At 72.1% G+C, this 15,211-nt stretch carries 19 protein-coding genes; 5 read left to right on the plus strand and 14 right to left on the minus strand.

Features of this window, described 5'->3' with window-relative positions; genetic code table 11:
- Nucleotides 1–118 precede the first annotated feature (118 nt).
- A complete protein-coding gene (locus tag ACFQ2V_RS03645; protein WP_386050783.1) occupies nt 119–1,165 on the plus strand; it encodes a LacI family DNA-binding transcriptional regulator in 1,047 nt (348 codons plus the stop codon).
- A 43-nt stretch (nt 1,166–1,208) separates the two neighbouring features.
- Nucleotides 1,209–1,676: a type II 3-dehydroquinate dehydratase gene (aroQ, locus tag ACFQ2V_RS03650; RefSeq protein WP_386050785.1), complete on the plus strand. Its 468-nt coding sequence runs from the start codon at nt 1,209–1,211 to the stop codon at nt 1,674–1,676.
- Between the two features lie 49 nt (nt 1,677–1,725).
- Here the strand turns inward: aroQ and ACFQ2V_RS03655 are convergent, their stop codons facing one another.
- The 12 genes from ACFQ2V_RS03655 to ACFQ2V_RS03710 all read right to left on the minus strand — a co-directional run bounded on the left by ACFQ2V_RS03655 (nt 1,726) and on the right by ACFQ2V_RS03710 (nt 11,096).
- Nucleotides 1,726–2,559 (minus strand): IclR family transcriptional regulator domain-containing protein, encoded by an 834-nt coding sequence (locus tag ACFQ2V_RS03655; protein WP_386050787.1) that lies wholly within the window; start codon nt 2,557–2,559, stop codon nt 1,726–1,728.
- Nucleotides 2,560–2,607: 48 nt separating this feature from the next.
- Nucleotides 2,608–3,285 carry a 3-oxoacid CoA-transferase subunit B gene (locus ACFQ2V_RS03660; RefSeq protein ID WP_386051047.1) on the minus strand — a complete coding sequence of 226 codons (678 nt, stop codon included), beginning with the start codon at nt 3,283–3,285 and terminating at the stop codon, nt 2,608–2,610.
- Between the two features lie 5 nt (nt 3,286–3,290).
- On the minus strand, nt 3,291–3,983 hold the full coding sequence (locus ACFQ2V_RS03665; protein ID WP_386050789.1) for a 3-oxoacid CoA-transferase subunit A: 693 nt from the start codon (nt 3,981–3,983) through the stop codon (nt 3,291–3,293).
- 43 nt (nt 3,984–4,026) lie between these two features.
- Nucleotides 4,027–5,241: a thiolase family protein gene (locus ACFQ2V_RS03670; protein ID WP_386050791.1), complete on the minus strand. Its 1,215-nt coding sequence runs from the start codon at nt 5,239–5,241 to the stop codon at nt 4,027–4,029.
- Nucleotides 5,241–5,768 (minus strand): 4-carboxymuconolactone decarboxylase, encoded by a 528-nt coding sequence (pcaC, locus tag ACFQ2V_RS03675; protein ID WP_386050793.1) that lies wholly within the window; start codon nt 5,766–5,768, stop codon nt 5,241–5,243. The genes ACFQ2V_RS03670 and pcaC overlap by 1 nt, the downstream gene beginning before the upstream one ends.
- Nucleotides 5,765–6,580, minus strand: coding sequence for an alpha/beta fold hydrolase (locus ACFQ2V_RS03680; RefSeq protein WP_386050794.1), 816 nt, complete (start codon nt 6,578–6,580; stop codon nt 5,765–5,767). The genes pcaC and ACFQ2V_RS03680 overlap by 4 nt, the downstream gene beginning before the upstream one ends.
- Nucleotides 6,577–8,019: a lyase family protein gene (locus ACFQ2V_RS03685; protein ID WP_386050796.1), complete on the minus strand. Its 1,443-nt coding sequence runs from the start codon at nt 8,017–8,019 to the stop codon at nt 6,577–6,579. Before ACFQ2V_RS03685 ends, ACFQ2V_RS03680 begins: the two co-directional genes overlap by 4 nt.
- Complete coding sequence (gene pcaG / locus ACFQ2V_RS03690; RefSeq protein ID WP_386050797.1) at nt 8,016–8,618, minus strand: protocatechuate 3,4-dioxygenase subunit alpha; 603 nt, start codon at nt 8,616–8,618, stop codon at nt 8,016–8,018. The genes ACFQ2V_RS03685 and pcaG overlap by 4 nt, the downstream gene beginning before the upstream one ends.
- The gene (pcaH, locus tag ACFQ2V_RS03695) at nt 8,611–9,414 is read right to left on the minus strand and encodes a protocatechuate 3,4-dioxygenase subunit beta (RefSeq protein ID WP_386050799.1); all 804 of its coding nucleotides are present in this window, start codon (nt 9,412–9,414) and stop codon (nt 8,611–8,613) included. Before pcaH ends, pcaG begins: the two co-directional genes overlap by 8 nt.
- Before the next feature lie 74 nt (nt 9,415–9,488).
- Nucleotides 9,489–10,124, minus strand: a complete 636-nt coding sequence (locus ACFQ2V_RS03700) for a hypothetical protein (RefSeq protein ID WP_386050801.1) — start codon at nt 10,122–10,124, stop codon at nt 9,489–9,491.
- A 59-nt stretch (nt 10,125–10,183) separates the two neighbouring features.
- Complete coding sequence (locus ACFQ2V_RS03705) at nt 10,184–10,426, minus strand: hypothetical protein (RefSeq protein ID WP_386050803.1); 243 nt, start codon at nt 10,424–10,426, stop codon at nt 10,184–10,186.
- A 100-nt stretch (nt 10,427–10,526) separates the two neighbouring features.
- Nucleotides 10,527–11,096 (minus strand): NADPH-dependent FMN reductase, encoded by a 570-nt coding sequence (locus ACFQ2V_RS03710; RefSeq protein WP_386050812.1) that lies wholly within the window; start codon nt 11,094–11,096, stop codon nt 10,527–10,529.
- Between the two features lie 252 nt (nt 11,097–11,348).
- Here ACFQ2V_RS03710 and ACFQ2V_RS03715 point away from each other — a divergent pair, with 252 nt between their 5' ends.
- Together ACFQ2V_RS03715 and ACFQ2V_RS03720 are read left to right on the plus strand one after the other, a co-directional pair.
- The gene (locus ACFQ2V_RS03715; protein ID WP_386050821.1) at nt 11,349–11,600 is read left to right on the plus strand and encodes a hypothetical protein; all 252 of its coding nucleotides are present in this window, start codon (nt 11,349–11,351) and stop codon (nt 11,598–11,600) included.
- A 2-nt stretch (nt 11,601–11,602) separates the two neighbouring features.
- Nucleotides 11,603–13,282, plus strand: a complete 1,680-nt coding sequence (locus ACFQ2V_RS03720) for a DUF4331 domain-containing protein (protein ID WP_386050823.1) — start codon at nt 11,603–11,605, stop codon at nt 13,280–13,282.
- 83 nt (nt 13,283–13,365) lie between these two features.
- Here the strand turns inward: ACFQ2V_RS03720 and ACFQ2V_RS03725 are convergent, their stop codons facing one another.
- Nucleotides 13,366–13,587, minus strand: coding sequence for a hypothetical protein (locus ACFQ2V_RS03725; protein WP_386050825.1), 222 nt, complete (start codon nt 13,585–13,587; stop codon nt 13,366–13,368).
- A gap of 227 nt (nt 13,588–13,814) precedes the next feature.
- Nucleotides 13,815–14,267, minus strand: coding sequence for a hypothetical protein (locus ACFQ2V_RS03730; RefSeq protein ID WP_386050827.1), 453 nt, complete (start codon nt 14,265–14,267; stop codon nt 13,815–13,817).
- Nucleotides 14,268–14,425: 158 nt separating this feature from the next.
- Here ACFQ2V_RS03730 and ACFQ2V_RS03735 point away from each other — a divergent pair, with 158 nt between their 5' ends.
- Nucleotides 14,426–15,001, plus strand: a complete 576-nt coding sequence (locus tag ACFQ2V_RS03735) for an NADPH-dependent F420 reductase (RefSeq protein WP_386050829.1) — start codon at nt 14,426–14,428, stop codon at nt 14,999–15,001.
- Nucleotides 15,002–15,211: the final 210 nt, after the last annotated feature.

Here is a 15,211-nt window from a genome sequence, read left to right on the forward strand (position 1 = left end):
GTTGTTCCTTGGTGGTTGGCCCTCGGAGAGGTGCGGAGACTCCTCCACGGGCTCTTGGGCTGTCTCGACGGTAGAGACGCCTTGCAACCAGTGGCAAACGTTTGCCAAAATTTGCCACATGCCGTCCGCGAGACGTCCCCACGCCGTCACCATCACCGACGTCGCCCGCGAGGCCGGGGTGGCCGTCTCCACCGTGTCGCGCGCCCTGACGAACCCGGACCGCGTCAACGTCGTGACCCGCGAGCACGTGCAGCAGGTCGCGGCCCGCCTCGGCTACCGCGCGAGCCCGGCCGCCCGCGCGCTGGGCACCGGTCGCACCGCCACCCTGGCCCTCGTCCTGCCCGACATCACGAACCCGTACTTCGCCGGGCTGATCCGGGGTGCGGAGCGACAGGCGGAGGCGACCGGACACATCCTCGTCATCGGCGACAGCGAGGAGAACGCCCGCGCCGAGGCCCGCATGGTCGAGCGCCTCGCCCCGGGGGTCGACGGCTTCCTGCTCGGCTCGAGCCGCCTCACCGACGCGCGGATCCTGCAGTTCGATGCCGCGATGCCCGTCGTCCTGGTCAACCGGCGCGTGCCCGCCGTGACGAGCGTCAGCCCCGACCAGCAGGGCGGCACGCGCCAGATCGTCGAGCACCTCGTGGCGCTCGGGCACCGCCGGGCCATCTTCCTCGCGGGACCGCCCGAGTCGTGGCTCGGCCGGCAGCGATGGGCCGGAATCTCCTCTGCCGCAAAGAAACACGGCTTGAAGGTGAAGCGGCTCGGCCCCTACCACCCGTCGGTCGAGGGGGGCCTGCTGGCCGGCGAGGCCGCGCTCGCTGACGGCGCCACCGCCGTCATCGCGCACAACGACCTGATGGCCATCGGGGCCCTCAAGCGGATGAAGGCCCGGGGCGTCTCCGTGCCGGGCGACGTCAGCATCGTCGGTTTCGACGACATCTTCGGCGCCGACTTCTGCGACCCTCCGCTCACCACCCTGAGCGACCGCACCGAGCAGGCGGGGCGCTCGGCGGTCGACCTGCTCGTGGCGCTCGTGCGCGAGCAGGCGCGGCTCGAGCACGACGCGCCCGCCGACATCGTGGCCCCGACGCAGCTCGTCGTCCGCGGCTCGACCGGTCCGGCCCCCGCGCCACCTCTGCCGACGACGCCGGGCTCATCGTGACCCCACCAGCCCCCCGCCCGACCCGAACGAAGGACCGACAGTCATGACCGCACCGCAGCGCATCGCCGTGCTCAACGGACCCAACCTCAACCTGCTCGGCGAGCGCCAGCCGGAGGTCTACGGCCACGAGACGCTCGACGACGTCAGGGCGCTGTGCCGGCGCGGCGCAGACGCGGCCGGCCTCGAGCTCGACTTCCGACAGAGCAACCACGAGGGCGAGCTCGTCGACGCGATCCAGGAGCTGCGGCACTCCACGGTCGGGCTCGTCGTCAACGCGGCCGCCTACACGCACACGTCCGTGGCGATCCGCGACGCGCTGGCGGTCGTGACGGCCCCCGTCATCGAGGTGCACATCAGCAACGTCCACCGGCGCGAGGCGTTCCGCGGGCACTCCTACCTCTCCGACGTGGTGGACGGCGTCATCGTCGGCTGCGGCACGCAGGGCTACGAGCTCGCGATCGCCCGGCTGGTGCGGCTCGCGGCCGACCGGGCGGCCGACTCCCGGTCCTGACGGGCGGTCAGGCCCGGGCCTGGCGCCTGGTCGCGCCCTGCTGCCCTGGTCAGGCCTGCTCAGAACCTGAGCGAGGAGAGCCCCACCGCTGGGGCTCGTCAGCCATCTCGGGCCGGGCCAGCCGGAGGTCGTCGCCGATCGCGCCGGCGGCGCCGACGAGCAGTCGCGCGAGCTCCTCGTCGGCGAACCTGCCGGACGAGGCACTCGTCGTCGACACGTTGATGGCCGCGATCGCCTCGCCGCGGGGGTTGAAGACCGGCGCGGCGAGCGAGCGCAGACCGATCTCGAGCTCCTGGTCCACCACCGCCCAGCCACGCTCGAGGATGCGGGCCAGCTCGTCGCGCAGCACCGTCGGGTCGGTGACCGTGAGCGGCGTGAGCGGCTCGAGGGTCACGCGCCGAAGGTAGGCATCGAGGGCGACAGGGGGTGCGAAGGCCAGCATGGCGCGGCCCATCGAGGTGGCGTACGCGGGGAACCTCGTGCCGACGCGGATCTCGACGGCCATGATGCGGCGCGCCTGCACACGCGCGACGTAGACGATGTCGTCGCCGTCGAAGACCGACGCCGACGTCGACTCCCCCAGCTGTGCCGTGAGGTTCTTCAGGTGCGGCTCGGCAACATCCGGCAGTCGCAGCGACGAGAGGAACGCGTGGCCGAGCGAGAGCACGCGCGGGGTCAGCGAGAAGAGCTGTCCGTCGCTGCGGACGAAGCCGAGCGACTCGAGCGAGAGCAGGAAGCGACGCGCGCTGGCCCGCGTCTGCCCGGTGCGCCGGGCGACGTCGCTCAGGGTGAGGTCGCGGTGCTCGGCGTCGAACGCGCGGATGACGTCGAGCGTCTTGGCGACCGACCGCACCATCTCACCGCCGGCGGCTGGCTCGGACATGTGCCTCCTCCCGGCTCGACTGTGTCACAGCGCGATTCACGTGAACGCTCAGGCGCGCCGCAGCGGCACGTCGACGAGCGCCTCGAGCTCCTCGAAGGTGACCCCGTGGGTCTCGCGCACCAGGACGCTACCGTCTCCACCCTCGCGGTCGACGAGGAAGACGCCGACGTCGGTGTAGATGCGGCTCACGCAGGCCACGCCGGTCAGGGGGTAGGTGCACGCGTCGACGAGCTTGCTCCGCCCGTCGCGCGTCAGCAGCGTCATCATGACGAAGGTGTCCTTCGCGCCGATGGCGAGGTCCATGGCGCCGCCGACGGCCGGGATGGCGCCGGGCTCACCCGTGTGCCAGTTGGCGAGGTCACCACGGGCCGACACCTGGTAGGCGCCGAGGACGCAGATGTCGAGGTGACCGCCGCGCATCATGGCGAACGAGTCGGCGTGGTGGAAGTACGAGGCGCCGGGCAGCTCGGTCACCGGGATCTTGCCGGCGTTGATGAGGTCGGGGTCGACCTCGTCGCCGTGGGCCTCGGGGCCCATGCCGAGCATGCCGTTCTCGGTGTGCAGGGTGACGCCGCTGTCGGGAGCGAGGTAGTTGGACACCAGCGTCGGCTGGCCGATGCCGAGGTTGACGAAGGCGCCGTCGGGGATGTCGGCGGCGACGAGCGCAGCCAGCTCGGTCTTGCCGAGCCTCGCCGGGCCCTCGGTGAACGTCGACGGGGTCTGCAGCGAGCTCACTGGTCCTCCTCCGGCTGGGGGGTCGAGGCAGTCGGCACGACGACGACGCGGTCGACGAAGATGCCCGGCGTGACGACGACCTCGGGGTCCATGTCGCCTGTCGGGACGACCTCGTGGACCTGGACGATGGTCGTCGTGGCAGCGGTGGCCATGATGGGCCCGAAGTTGCGTGCCGTCTTGCGGTAGGTGAGGTTGCCGACCCCGTCGGCGCGATACGCCTTGACGAGTGCGTAGTCGGCACGGATCGGCAGCTCGAGCACGTAGTGCCGGCCGTCGATCTCGCGCACCTCCTTGCCCTCGGCGAGAGGGGTGCCGTAGCCCGTGGGCGTGAAGAAGGCACCGATGCCGGCCCCGGCGGCCCGGATGCGCTCGGCGAGGTTGCCCTGGGGCACGAGCTCGAGCTCGATCTCACCCGCCCGGTACTTCGCGTCGAACTGGTGGCTGTCGTGCTGTCGGGGGAAGGAGCAGATGACCTTGCGCACGCGTCCGGCGCCGATCAGCGCGGCGAGCCCGATGTCGCCGTTGCCGGCGTTGTTGTTGACGACCGTGAGGTCTCGGGTGCCGCTCTCGACGAGGGCCTCGATGAGCTCGACCGGCTGCCCGGCCGGACCGAAGCCGCCGATGAGCACCGTCGCCCCGTCGGGGATGTCGGCGACCGCGTCGATCGCGCTCTGGGTGATCATGACCATCTGGGTTTCCTTGTGTCCGAGTGCTTTCGCGTATGCCGGGTGGTCAGGAGATGACGCCGGCGCTGACGTTCTCGAGCACGACCGCCAGGCCCTGCCCGACGCCGATGCAGATGCAGGCCACGCCCCAGCGTCCGCCGGTGCGCTGCAGGTCGCGGGCCAGGGTGCCGAGGATGCGGCCACCGGACGCCCCGAGCGGGTGGCCGATGGCGATGGCCCCGCCGTGCCGGTTGACGATCTCGGGGTCGATCGGCCACGCGTCGAGGCAGGCGAGCGACTGCGCGGCGAACGCCTCGTTGAGCTCGACCGCCGACACGTCGGCCCATCCGATACCGGCTCGGGCGAGGGCGGCGTTGGCGGCCTCGACCGGCGCGTAGCCGAAGTACTGGGGCTCGAGGGCGCTGGCGCCGCGCCCGGCGACGCGGGCGAGCGGGTCGAGGCCGATCTCGTCGCGGGCGCCCTCGCTGCCGAGCAGCACCGCGGAGGCACCGTCGTTGAGCGGCGAGGCGTTGCCGGCGGTGACCGTACCGCCCTCCTTGCGGAACGACGTGCGTAGTCCGCCGAGGCGTTCCTCGGTGGTGTCGGGACGGATCGACTCGTCGCGGGCCAGCTCGACGCCGGGCACCGGTACGACGAGGTCGTCGTACCACCCGTCGGCCCACGCCTGGTCGGCCAGGCGGTGCGAGCGGGCGGCGAAGGCGTCCTGCCGCTCACGCGTGACCCCGTGCTTCTCACGCAGCTGCTCGGTCGCCTCACCCAGGGAGACGGTCCACTCGCCGGGCATGGCCGGGTTGACCAGCCGCCAGCCGAGCGTGGTCGAGGCGAGAGCCAGGTCGCCTGCGGGGTAGGGCTTCTCGGTCTTCGGCAGCACCCAGGGTGCGCGGCTCATGGACTCGACGCCGCCGCTGATGACGATGTCGGAGTCACCGGTCTCGATCGAGCGCGAGGCGAGCATCGCCGCGTCGAGGCTCGACCCGCACAGCCGGTTGACGGTCGACCCGGGGATGCTCGTCGGCAGTCCGGCGAGGAGCGTGGCCATGCGCGCGACGTTGCGGTTCTCCTCGCCGGCGCCGTTCGCGTTGCCGAGGACGACCTCGTCGACCTGCTCGCCGAAACCGCCGTCGGCGAGGCCCGGCGCCCGGCTGACGAGCTGCTTGACGACGTGGGCGGCGAGGTCGTCGGGCCGGGTGCCGGCGAGCTGCCCCCCGAAGCGCCCGAACGGGGTGCGGACGGCGTCGTAGACGTATGCGGCGGTGGTCATCACCGGTCTCCTGCTCCTCGACCGCGCTCGCGGTCGGTGTCGATGTGGGTCGCTGGGTCGATGTCTGCGTCGGTGTCTGCGTCGGTGTCTGCGTCGGTGCCTGCGTCGGTGCCTGCCCCCGCTTCGCTCTGCTCGTACTGCGCCAGCTCGTGCTCCGCGATCGCGAAGGCGTGGTTGGCCGCGGGGACGCCGAGGTAGATCGCGGCCTGCAGCAGCACCTCCTGGATCTCGTCGACGGAGAGGCCGTTGCGACGGGCCGCACGCACGTGCAGGGCGAACTCGTCCCAGTGGTCGCGGGCGACGAGGGCGGTCAGCGTGATCGCGCTGCGCGTGCGGCGGTCGAGTGTGGGTCGCGTCCAGATCTCGCCCCAGGCGTAGCGGGTGATGAGGTCCTGGAAGGGCTCGGTGAAGGCCGAGGTGCGGGCCTGCGCCCGGTCGACGTGCGCGTCGGACAGCACCTGGCGCCGCACGACCATGCCCTCGGCGTGCGCCTGGCCTGCGGTGCGGGCGCGGTCGTCGGCGTTCATGACCGACCCCGTTGCGCGAGCTGGCCCCGGACGAGACCCCGGAGGAAGTCGGTGAGCGCGTGCGCGGTGGCCGCCGGCTGCTCTGCAGGTGGGAGGTGCGCAACGCCGGCAATGACCTCGGACGCGCCGCCCGAGCGGTGCGCCACGAGCTCGGCCAGGGCGGGCGGTGCGACCTCGTCGAGCGCTCCGGCCAGGGCGAGGACCGGAACGTCCACGCGGCCGAGGTCGTCACGCACGTCGTAGGCGGCGAGGGCCTCGCAGCACCGCGCGTAGCTGGCGCTGTCGGCGTCCTGCAGCGACGCGAGCAGCTGGGCCGCCCGGGCCGGCTCGCGCTCGATGAAGCCGGGCGCGAACCACCGTCTGGCCGATCCCTCGACCATCACGGGCGTGCCTGCCCGGCGGACGAGGTCGGCCCTCTCGTGCCAGCCGTCGGGCTCACCGATCTTCGCGCCGGAGGCGATGCTGACCACGCCCTCGAAGGCGTCGGCATGGCCGATCGCGAGCGCGAGCGACACGGCCCCACCGAGGGACACACCGGCATACGCGACCGGGGCGACGGAGGCGGAGCGCAGGCCCTCGGTCGCCTCGACGACGGCGGTCGCGAGGTCCTGCACGCTGAAGGGGTGGTCGTACGGTGCGCTGGCGCCGTGGCCGGGGAGGTCCCAGCCGACGACGGCCAGGTCGGCCGGCAGCTCGCCGACGCAGGCCGCCCACAACGGGGCCACAGCCGTGCCGAGCGAGGGCCCGACGACGAGGAGGCCGGTCGGCTGCTCGGGCCGACGCAGGTGCGTCAGGGTGATCGGGACGGTCATGCGGCTCCCCCGCGGTCGGTGCTGACATGGGCGTGCGTGTCGCCGCGGCCCCGGTGGTGGTCCACGGCCCGGTCGACGAGGTCGGCGGCGGCACCGAGGTAGTGCGTGGGGTCGAGCAGGTCGGCGATGGCGGCGTCGGGCAGGACCTGCTCGGGCAGGTGGGCCCGCAGAAGTGGGATGAGGTGCTTCGCCCGCGCGCCGCCGACGAGGGCCGGTCGCAGGGCCGTCACGGCCGACTCCCCCTCGGGCAGGCGCGCGACCTCGCGAAGGAGCCTCTCGGCGACGAGTGCCGGCCCGACCGCGTCGACGTTGCGACGCATGGCATCGGCGTCGACCTCGAGTCCGGAGAGCAGCTCACGGGTCTGGGAGGCGGCGACGACGACACGGCGGAGCAGGCGCAGCACCGCACCCCACTCGGCGTGCCAGGCGCCGTCGGGTCGCTCGTCGACGGCGAGGCCGGCGGCGCTGTGGAGCGTGGCTCCGAGGTGGGGCGCCTCGATGGCGACGCCCCTGACGAGCACCGACAGGACGGGGTTGCGCTTCTGGGGCAGGGTCGAGGATCCCCCGCGACCATCGCCGGACGGCTCGTGCACCTCGGCGATCTCGGCTCGGGAGAGCGTGACCACGTCGGTGGCCACCTTGCCCATGGCGTCGGCCGCGCGCACGAGGCAGTCGCCGACTCTCGTCATCGGGCCGCGGTCGGTGTGCCAGGGGCGTCCCGGGTCGGTGAGACGGAGCTCGTCGGCCAGCAGGGCCGCCGCCTGGGCGGACCGGCCGGGAACGAGGGCGTCGACGGCCGCGAGCGTGCCCGCGGCACCGCCGCACTGGACCGGCAGCGCCCGCCGGACCCGGGCGAGCTCGTCGATGACGTCGTCGAGCGCACCGAGCCAGCCGGCAGCCTTGAGCCCGAAGGTCGTCGGCAGCGCTGGCTGCCCGAGGGTGCGGGCGACCTGAACGGTGTCGCGATGCTCGACGGCGAGCCGCGCCGCGGCGTCGGCGGCCCCCTGCAGCTGCTCCGACAGCTCCTTGCCCGCCCGGGCGACGAGCAGCATGACTGCGGTGTCGACGACGTCCTGGCTCGTGAGGCCGCGGTGGATCGCGGCTGCGGCATCGCTCGAGGCGCTGTCGGTGGCGCCGACGACGACGTCGGAGTGGTCGTGCCTCGGGCCCGACTGCACCCGCACGCGTTCGCGCAAGGATGCGAGCATCGGGATGACGGGGTTGCCGCCACCCTCGGCCTGGGCACCGATCTGCTCGGCGTCGTGCTCACCGGCGACGCACGCCGCGGCCACGACGTCCACGACCGCGTCGGTGACGACACCGAGACGGCGCTGGACGCGGACCCACGCCGCCTCGACGTCGAGCATGGCCTGGAGCACGGCGCGGTCGTCGGTGAGGCCGGCGGCGCGGGGCGCACCCGGCTCGAGCAGGGCGCTCACACCTCGTGCCTCGGGTAGCGCAGGAAGACGGTCTCGCCGTCGCCCTGCAGCCGCACGTCGAAGCGCAGCGACCCGTCGCTCTCTCGCGAGGCCACGAGGGTGGCACGCTCGGCCGGGTCGAGCGACGAGAGCAGGGTGTCCGACTCGAGCGCCGACGCCGGCTCGGGGAGGTAGACGCGGGTGAACAGCCGGTTGAGCAGGCCGCGGGCGAAGACCGTCATCGCGATGAACGGCGCCGCTCCCTCTGATGTGGCGCCCGGCTCGACGGTGATGAAGGAGTAGCCGCCGTCGCGCCAGGTCTGGGTGCGGCCGAAGCCGGTGAAGACACCCAGGTCGCGGCGCAGCGAGCCGTGCACTCGCACGATCCGGCCCTCGGCGTCGGGCTGCCAGATCTCGAGGAGCGCGTCGGGCACCGGGGCTCCGTTGCCGTCGGTGACGGTGCCGTGCAGTCGCACCGAACCCGGCGTGCCGGGGGGGACGAGGTGCTCGCCGTCGGCGAAGGGCAGGGCGTAGTGGTAGAAGGGCCCCACCGTCTGGCCGGGCGTGGGCGCCAGGGCCGGCGCGGCCGCATACTGCGGGTTCGCCTGCGCGTCAGGCATGCTCGCCCTCCTCCATCGGGGTCGCGTGGGTGCCGGTGAGCACGATGTCCCAGCGGTAGCCGAGCAGCCACTCGTGCTCGGACGTGTCGTGGTCGTAGGCGGCGACGAGCCGGTCGCGCGCCGGCTGGTTGGTGATCGCCTGGTAGATCGGGTCGAGCGCGAAGAGCGGGTCGCCGGGGAAGTACATCTGCGTGACGAGCCGCTGCGTGAACTCGGTGCCGAAGAGCGAGAAGTGCACGTGCGCGGGACGCCAGGCGTTGCGGTGGTTGCGCCACGGGTAGGGGCCGGGCTTGATCGTCACGAACGAGTAGGAGCCGTCGTCGCCGGTGAGGGCGCGGCCCACGCCGGTGAAGTTCGGGTCCACCGGCGCGGGGTGCTGGTCACGCTTGTGGATGTAGCGGCCTGCCGCGTTGGCCTGCCAGACCTCGACGAGCTGCCCGCGGACCGGCCGCCCGTCGCCGTCGAGCACCCGACCGGCGATGCGGATGCGCTCACCGATCGGCTCGCCGCCGCGCTGGATGGTCAGGTCGGCCTCGAGCGGGTCGACGTCGCGGTGACCGAAGACCGGCGCCACGAGCTCGATGCCCTCCGGGTCGGCGTGCCGCGGCTCCTTCGTCGGGTGGCGCAGCCCGGCGCTGCGGTAGGCCGGGAAGTCGAGGCGCGGCTGGACCCGCGTGACGCCCCGCGACTCGTCGTCGGCGTGCGCGGCCGCGATCTCGGCGCTCACTGCTCCTTGGCTGTCGCGGTCGGGCACTGCCTCACGAGCCTCGAGCTGCTCGATGACCGTCTCGCTCATGTCGACCTCCTCGTCTGCGTGGCCCGACAATAGCAGTGTGTGCGCATTCTGCACAAGCGTTCGCTATGCGAACATCAGACGCCGACGGAGTCGACGACCTCCCCCTGCGGCACGCGATGGACGTGCGTCGACGCCGGCAGCCCGGGGGCCAGCCCGAGCTGGACGCGGAAGCGGGCCGCCCCGGGCACCGCGAGCCCGACCGTCCAGCAGCCGTCGTCGGCATGGTGCTCCTCGTCGGTGAGCGAGAGGGCGCGCGGGTCGACGTCGAGGTAGGCGTGGGCGACCGCCGAGGTCGCAGCGCTGAGAGCATCGGCGCGGTCGGGCACGGGCGAGTCCGGGGCGAAGCGGCCGACCATCCTCGAGAACGCCTCGGCCATCACCGGGGTCAGGTCGGGTGCGGGCGCGCCGTCCGGCGGCGGGCTGCCGACACCGAGCAGCACCGACAGCCGGGCCTCCCCGAGCCCGTCACGGTCGGCCCGATGCACCCGTGCTACCTCGACGACCCAGGGCAGCGCCCCGTCCGACGAGTCGAGCACGGGCTCGAGGCACTCGAGGTAGGGCACCTCGTCGAACCGACTGCCCGCCACGGCCTCGGTGGTGGGGACGAGGTCGAGCAGGTAGACGTCGTGGGGCACGTCGTCGAGCGAACGCGCGCACGCCACCACGATGCGCAGCCCGTCGACTCTTCCCTTGCGCAGCGCGGAGATCATGGCCCCACACTTCTCCACTCGGGTCGCCGCGGCAACGCCTCGGCGCCCCACCCGTCGGGCTACGCGCCGACGGACCTGAGGCCGCCGGCATACCGGCGGTCGAGCTCGCGCGTGATGCGGCGCTCGCGACGCTGCAGCTCCGCCCGGCGGTGCATCTGCCCCGGGATCGGGCGGTAGCCGTTCGACGCCGCGTCGCGGTCGATCATGTCCTGCAACCGGACGAGCTCCGCGATCAGCTCGCGGATCGTCATCGACTCCAGGAGCGGAGCCTCCCTATCGAGCGGGTGCAGCTCAACAGTCATGACCGGACCTCCTCGTCGCCACGACGCCCTCGGCCTACCCATTCTCGGGCCGGCAGGCGAGCCGCGCAATGCCGACGGAGGCCGTTCTCGGCCGCAGCCCTCAGGGCCGCGGCAGCACGGTGAGGACCCGCTCGACGTGGTCCCGGAACTCCTGCATGAAGCCCGACAGGAAGTCGGCGGTCGACTCGTCGGTCACCTCGCCGTCGTCCGTGATGAGGCCCGGCCGCAGGGTCACGTACGCCTCGGGTGCCGTCATCTGCCGGGCGTTGCAGAAGCTGAGCACACCGCGCAGGCTCTGCTGCGCCAACGCCGTGCCGATCTGGCCCGGCGAAGCCCCGATGACCGCGGCCGGGATGTGGTCGAAGGAGTTCTGGCCCCACGGGCGGGAGGCCCAGTCGATGGCGTTCTTCAGGGCGCCGGGGATCGAGCGGTTGTACTCCGGGGTGACGAAGAGGACGGCCTGCGAACGGGCGATGGCCTCCTTGAGGGCTTGCGGCTCCGCGGGGTAGTCGGCGTCGAAGTCCGGGCTGTAGAGCGGCAGGTTGCCGATCGGGATCTCGGTGAAGCTCAGGTCCTTCGGTGCGAGACGGATGAGCGCGCGGCTTAGCGTCCGGTTGAGCGACGTCGATGACAGGCTGCCGACGAAGTAGCCGACCTCGTACGTGGGCATGCGTCCTCCTGGTGGGTTGGTGTGGGTATGCCGCACAGGCCCTGACCGCCTGGACCTACCCCTCCCGAGGGTGCCAGACCTCCGGCCGCGGCGACACCGTCAACGGGTCGCGGCGTGCTGCCGCGGGAATCTCCGAAAGGACCACGGCGCCCGGTGCGTCGGCGTAGCGACGAGAGCTGGGCACGACCTCGCCGGTCGGTCCGCCGGTCAGGTCCCGCCCGTGATCTTGCGATCCCTGGCGAAGGAGAAGCCATGTCCCAGACCTCCCGTCGATCGTTCCTCGCCGTGGCCGGCGCAGGGGCAGCCGTCACTGCCGTCGCCGGCCCGGCAACCGCGCCCGCAACCGCGCCCGCGACCGCGACCGCGACGCGCGCGGACGTCCCGCTGGTGGCCCACGTCCGCGACGCGAAGGTCGGCACCGTCGCGCTCTACTCCGGCGACGAGGAGGTGGTCGTCACCGACCACGACCTGGTGCGCAGGCTCAATCGGGCAGCGGGGCGATGAGGATGTCGTCGCACCGCGAAACCCCTGAGATCTCGAAGGACCCCGTCGCCGACAACACCGACGTCTACGCCTTCGTCAGTCCCGGCCGGCCCGGCCCGGTCACCCTCGCAGCGAACTTCATCCCGTTCCAGAACCCGCAGGGCGGCCCGAACTTCTACGAGTTCGGCGACGACGTGCTGTATGCCATCCACGTGGCCAGCCGTGGCGACGCCCAGCCCGACGTCACCTACGAGTTCCGTTTCACCACAAAGGTTCTCAGCGACGAGACCTTCCTCTACAACACCGGCCCGCTCACCGCGATCGACGACCCCGACTGGAACCGGCCCCAGTTCTACTCGGTGACCCGCGTCGCGCGTGGCAGGAGGCCTCGGCTGCTCGCCTCGGGCCTGGCCTGCCCACCGGTCAACATCGGACCTCGCAGCACCCCGAACTACGGTGCGACGTTCACGAACGCTGCCGTCCACCCGATCCGCGGCGGCCGCACGGTGTTCGCGGGCCAGCGGGGCGACGCCTTCTTCGTCGACCTCGGTAGCGTCTTCGACCTCGGGGCCCTGCGGCCGTTCCAGAACCTGCATCTCATCCCGCTCCCTGCCGCACCCGGGGTGAACGGCCTGCAGGGCCTCAACGTGCACACCATCGCCCTCCAGGTGCCGATCTCCGACGTCAGCCGGCTCGGCGACGTGCCCACCGACGTGATGCAGCCGTCCGCGGTCATCGGCGTCTGGGCCACCGCCAGCCGGCAGAAGGCGAGGCTGTTCGACCCAGACCTCGGCCGGGCCGTCGGGCACGGACCGTTCAGCCAGGTCTCGAGACTGGGCAACCCCCTCTTCAACGAGGTCATCACGCCCATGTTCGACAAGGACCGCTGGAACGCCCTCCCGCCGGCAGACGACAGCCAGTTCGCCAAGTACGTCGCCCATCCTGAGCTCGCGCGGCTGCTACCCGTGCTCTACCCCGGCGTCTTCCCGAGGCTCGCCGCCTACACGGCCGCGCGCGCCGACCTGCTCGCGATCCTGCTCACCGGCATCCCCGCCGGCGTGGTGCCCGGGTTCCAGAACTTCACCGGCCCCAGGCAGGCGGACCTGCTGCGGCTCAACCTCGCCGTCCCGCCGAGCAGCAGTCCGAACCCGATCGGGCTGGTCGCTGGCGACCCGGCCGGCTTCCCCAACGGGCGCCGGCTCGCCGACAACGTGGTGGCCATCGAGCTGCGCGCGGTTGCCGGTGCGACGATCCCGCTGGTCGACCCGGCGTTCACCCAGATGCTGCGGCCGCGCTGCTCCAGGACGGCACCTGAACACGAATCTCCCTCTGCTGCTCACGTTCCCGTACCTTCCGAACCCGGCCGGCGGCTTCCAGAGCACTCCGGGGACCCCGGCCGCCTGACATGCCCACCGCCGAGAACCCGTATGCCGGTCAGGGGCCGGTCCTGCTCGACATCGGTGACGACGTCGGAGCGCTCGTCGTCCGGATGCCGCCCGACACCGAGGGACTCGAGGTGGAGATCCGGCCTGCGGGCACGACACGAGGCGGCGCGCCACACCACGGACCCCACTCCCACCACCCCCACGTGGCGGTGGTGGGCCGTCCGGGCAAGGAGGGCCTCACATACACCCTCGTCTACCCGGCCGTCGAGCAGGGCGACCACGAGCTGGTGGCGCTGCCCGACGGCCCTGTCGTCATGACGGTGAGGGTCGAGGGCGGCCAGGTCGCCCGGGCAACCTGGCCCTGGGCGACCTGACCCGCCCTCGGCCGCGGCTCCGGCCCGTCACATCCCGGGGATCTCCATGAACCGCTGTGTCGAGATCGTCCCGCCCGCCGCCGTGTGCGGGTGTCCCTCGAGGAAGCCGTCGAGCTGCTCCTTGGAGTCAGCGTCGATGACCGAGTAGCCGGACACCTGGACGTCGGCGTCGCCGTCGTTCTCGAGCGGCGAGCCCATGTCGACGAGACGGTCCCCGACCCGCTCGCCCCAGGCCATCCAGCCCTGCATGCCTTCCCCCGCCTGCTCGGGGGGGTCTGCGCCATCTGGTCCCTCATGGCGCTGGTGGTGTTGTAGAAAGCTATGTACTTCGACACGACCACTCCTTTGTCGGGGCGGACCGACAGCGAGTCGCCACCGGCCCACACCGATCCTCCTCCGCGAGTGCGGGATCCACTGCCGAATGGGGTTGATGAGCTGCGCGGCGCCACGCTCTCGGACGTGCGACCCCCGGCGACCTAGAGGCAGCTGCCCCCGGGCAGGTCGACGACGGTCGTTGCACCCGAGCTGACGGTGACGGCTGCGCTCGGCCACGAACCCGCCCGGACGGCATACGTGCCCGGCGGGAGGGCCAGGCGGTACGCATGTGCCGCCGACGTGGCGGGCACCCTGACCGTCGCCGCGGTGCGGCCATGCTGGCTCGCCACGACCACGAGGGTGGGCGTGAGGTTCGTGTCCGGGCCCGGGCCGTGGCAGAGCGGCACCAGACCGGTGACGACACCGGGAACCGCAGGGGTGGCGGGCGAGCGAGCGTCGGACACGCCATGGGTCAGGCCCCAGGCCGTCACCGCGCCCACGGCAAGTGCGACGGTCGCGAAGGCGGTCGGCCGGCGGCGGCGCCGACCAACCGGCCTCGTCTCCGACACCTCGGACGCGGCTGGCCGCTCCACCTGAAGGCGCACCTCCGACATGGGTTCAGCGTAGGCGGGCCGCGCCCAGGGGGTGCTCCTGTCAGCCACACGCGGCCCGGAGGGCGACCCCGTCGTCACACACTTGGTTGACACATCAACCACTGTCTGCAATATTCATTGAAGCATCAACTAACTATCTGCTTTCATGGGAGGACGACGTGGCACGCATCAGCATCATCGGCACCGGCAACATGGGTCAGGCCATCGCGGGAGTCTTCGGCAAGGGCGGGCACTCCGTGCAGCTGCTCGGCCAGAGTGACGCCGCGACCGCGGTCAACGGCGACATCGTCGTACTGGCGGTCCCCTACGCCGCCGTCGCCTCGATCGTCGCCGAGCGTCGCGACAGCCTCGCCGGCAAGACGGTCGTCGACATCACCAACCCGGTGAACTTCGAGACATTCGACTCGCTCGTCGTCCCCGCCGACGGCTCGGCCGCGGCGGAGATCAGCAAGCTGCTGCCCGAGTCCAAGGTCGTCAAGGCCTTCAACACGACCTTCGCCGGCACCCTGGCGTCGGGCGTGGCCGGCCCCAACACGACGACGGTGCTCCTCGCGGGGGATGACGCCGACGCGAAGGCGGAGCTCGCCGGCGCGATCGCAGCCGGCGGCCTCAAGGCCCTCGACGCCGGCTCGCTGGCCCGCGCCCGCGAGCTCGAGGCCCTCGGCTTCCTGCAGATCAGCCTCGCCGCCGGCGAGAAGATCTCGTGGACGGGCGGATTCGGCGTCGTCGCCTGATCACCACACCTGATCCCCCGCCTGACCCCTCGCTCGGCCTGACGGCCGGTCACCGGTTGCCTATCGGTGGCCGGCCGTGAACCGTCGCCACCACGCAAACCATGCGAATTCTCCTGTGCCTCAATGGGATTCAACCAGGACATTCATTCCATACCGAACGGACATTCCTGCGTCGAACCCTCTTTTGCGGCGAAGCGCTACGGATCGGTC

Origin of the sequence: Terrabacter terrigena (genome assembly GCF_042676085.1) — a bacterium.
GTDB lineage: Bacteria > Actinomycetota > Actinomycetes > Actinomycetales > Dermatophilaceae > Terrabacter > Terrabacter terrigena.

Excerpts from the sequence above, each read along its gene's own strand:
- ACFQ2V_RS03725 (WP_386050825.1), bottom strand. The coding sequence starts at position 13,587 with ATGCAGGGCTGGATGGCCTGGGGCGAGCGGGTCGGGGACCGTCTCGTC.
- ACFQ2V_RS03730 (WP_386050827.1), bottom strand. The coding sequence starts at position 14,267 with ATGTCGGAGGTGCGCCTTCAGGTGGAGCGGCCAGCCGCGTCCGAGGTG.
- ACFQ2V_RS03700 (WP_386050801.1), bottom strand. The coding sequence starts at position 10,124 with ATGATCTCCGCGCTGCGCAAGGGAAGAGTCGACGGGCTGCGCATCGTG.
- ACFQ2V_RS03665 (WP_386050789.1), bottom strand. The coding sequence starts at position 3,983 with ATGGTCATGATCACCCAGAGCGCGATCGACGCGGTCGCCGACATCCCC.
- ACFQ2V_RS03715 (WP_386050821.1), top strand. The coding sequence starts at position 11,349 with ATGTCCCAGACCTCCCGTCGATCGTTCCTCGCCGTGGCCGGCGCAGGG.
- ACFQ2V_RS03655 (WP_386050787.1), bottom strand. The coding sequence starts at position 2,559 with ATGTCCGAGCCAGCCGCCGGCGGTGAGATGGTGCGGTCGGTCGCCAAG.
- ACFQ2V_RS03645 (WP_386050783.1), top strand. The coding sequence starts at position 119 with ATGCCGTCCGCGAGACGTCCCCACGCCGTCACCATCACCGACGTCGCC.
- ACFQ2V_RS03720 (WP_386050823.1), top strand. The coding sequence starts at position 11,603 with ATGTCGTCGCACCGCGAAACCCCTGAGATCTCGAAGGACCCCGTCGCC.
- aroQ (WP_386050785.1), top strand. The coding sequence starts at position 1,209 with ATGACCGCACCGCAGCGCATCGCCGTGCTCAACGGACCCAACCTCAAC.
- ACFQ2V_RS03710 (WP_386050812.1), bottom strand. The coding sequence starts at position 11,096 with ATGCCCACGTACGAGGTCGGCTACTTCGTCGGCAGCCTGTCATCGACG.
- pcaG (WP_386050797.1), bottom strand. The coding sequence starts at position 8,618 with ATGCCTGACGCGCAGGCGAACCCGCAGTATGCGGCCGCGCCGGCCCTG.
- pcaH (WP_386050799.1), bottom strand. The coding sequence starts at position 9,414 with ATGAGCGAGACGGTCATCGAGCAGCTCGAGGCTCGTGAGGCAGTGCCC.
- ACFQ2V_RS03705 (WP_386050803.1), bottom strand. The coding sequence starts at position 10,426 with ATGACTGTTGAGCTGCACCCGCTCGATAGGGAGGCTCCGCTCCTGGAG.
- ACFQ2V_RS03670 (WP_386050791.1), bottom strand. The coding sequence starts at position 5,241 with ATGACCACCGCCGCATACGTCTACGACGCCGTCCGCACCCCGTTCGGG.
- pcaC (WP_386050793.1), bottom strand. The coding sequence starts at position 5,768 with ATGAACGCCGACGACCGCGCCCGCACCGCAGGCCAGGCGCACGCCGAG.
- ACFQ2V_RS03680 (WP_386050794.1), bottom strand. The coding sequence starts at position 6,580 with ATGACCGTCCCGATCACCCTGACGCACCTGCGTCGGCCCGAGCAGCCG.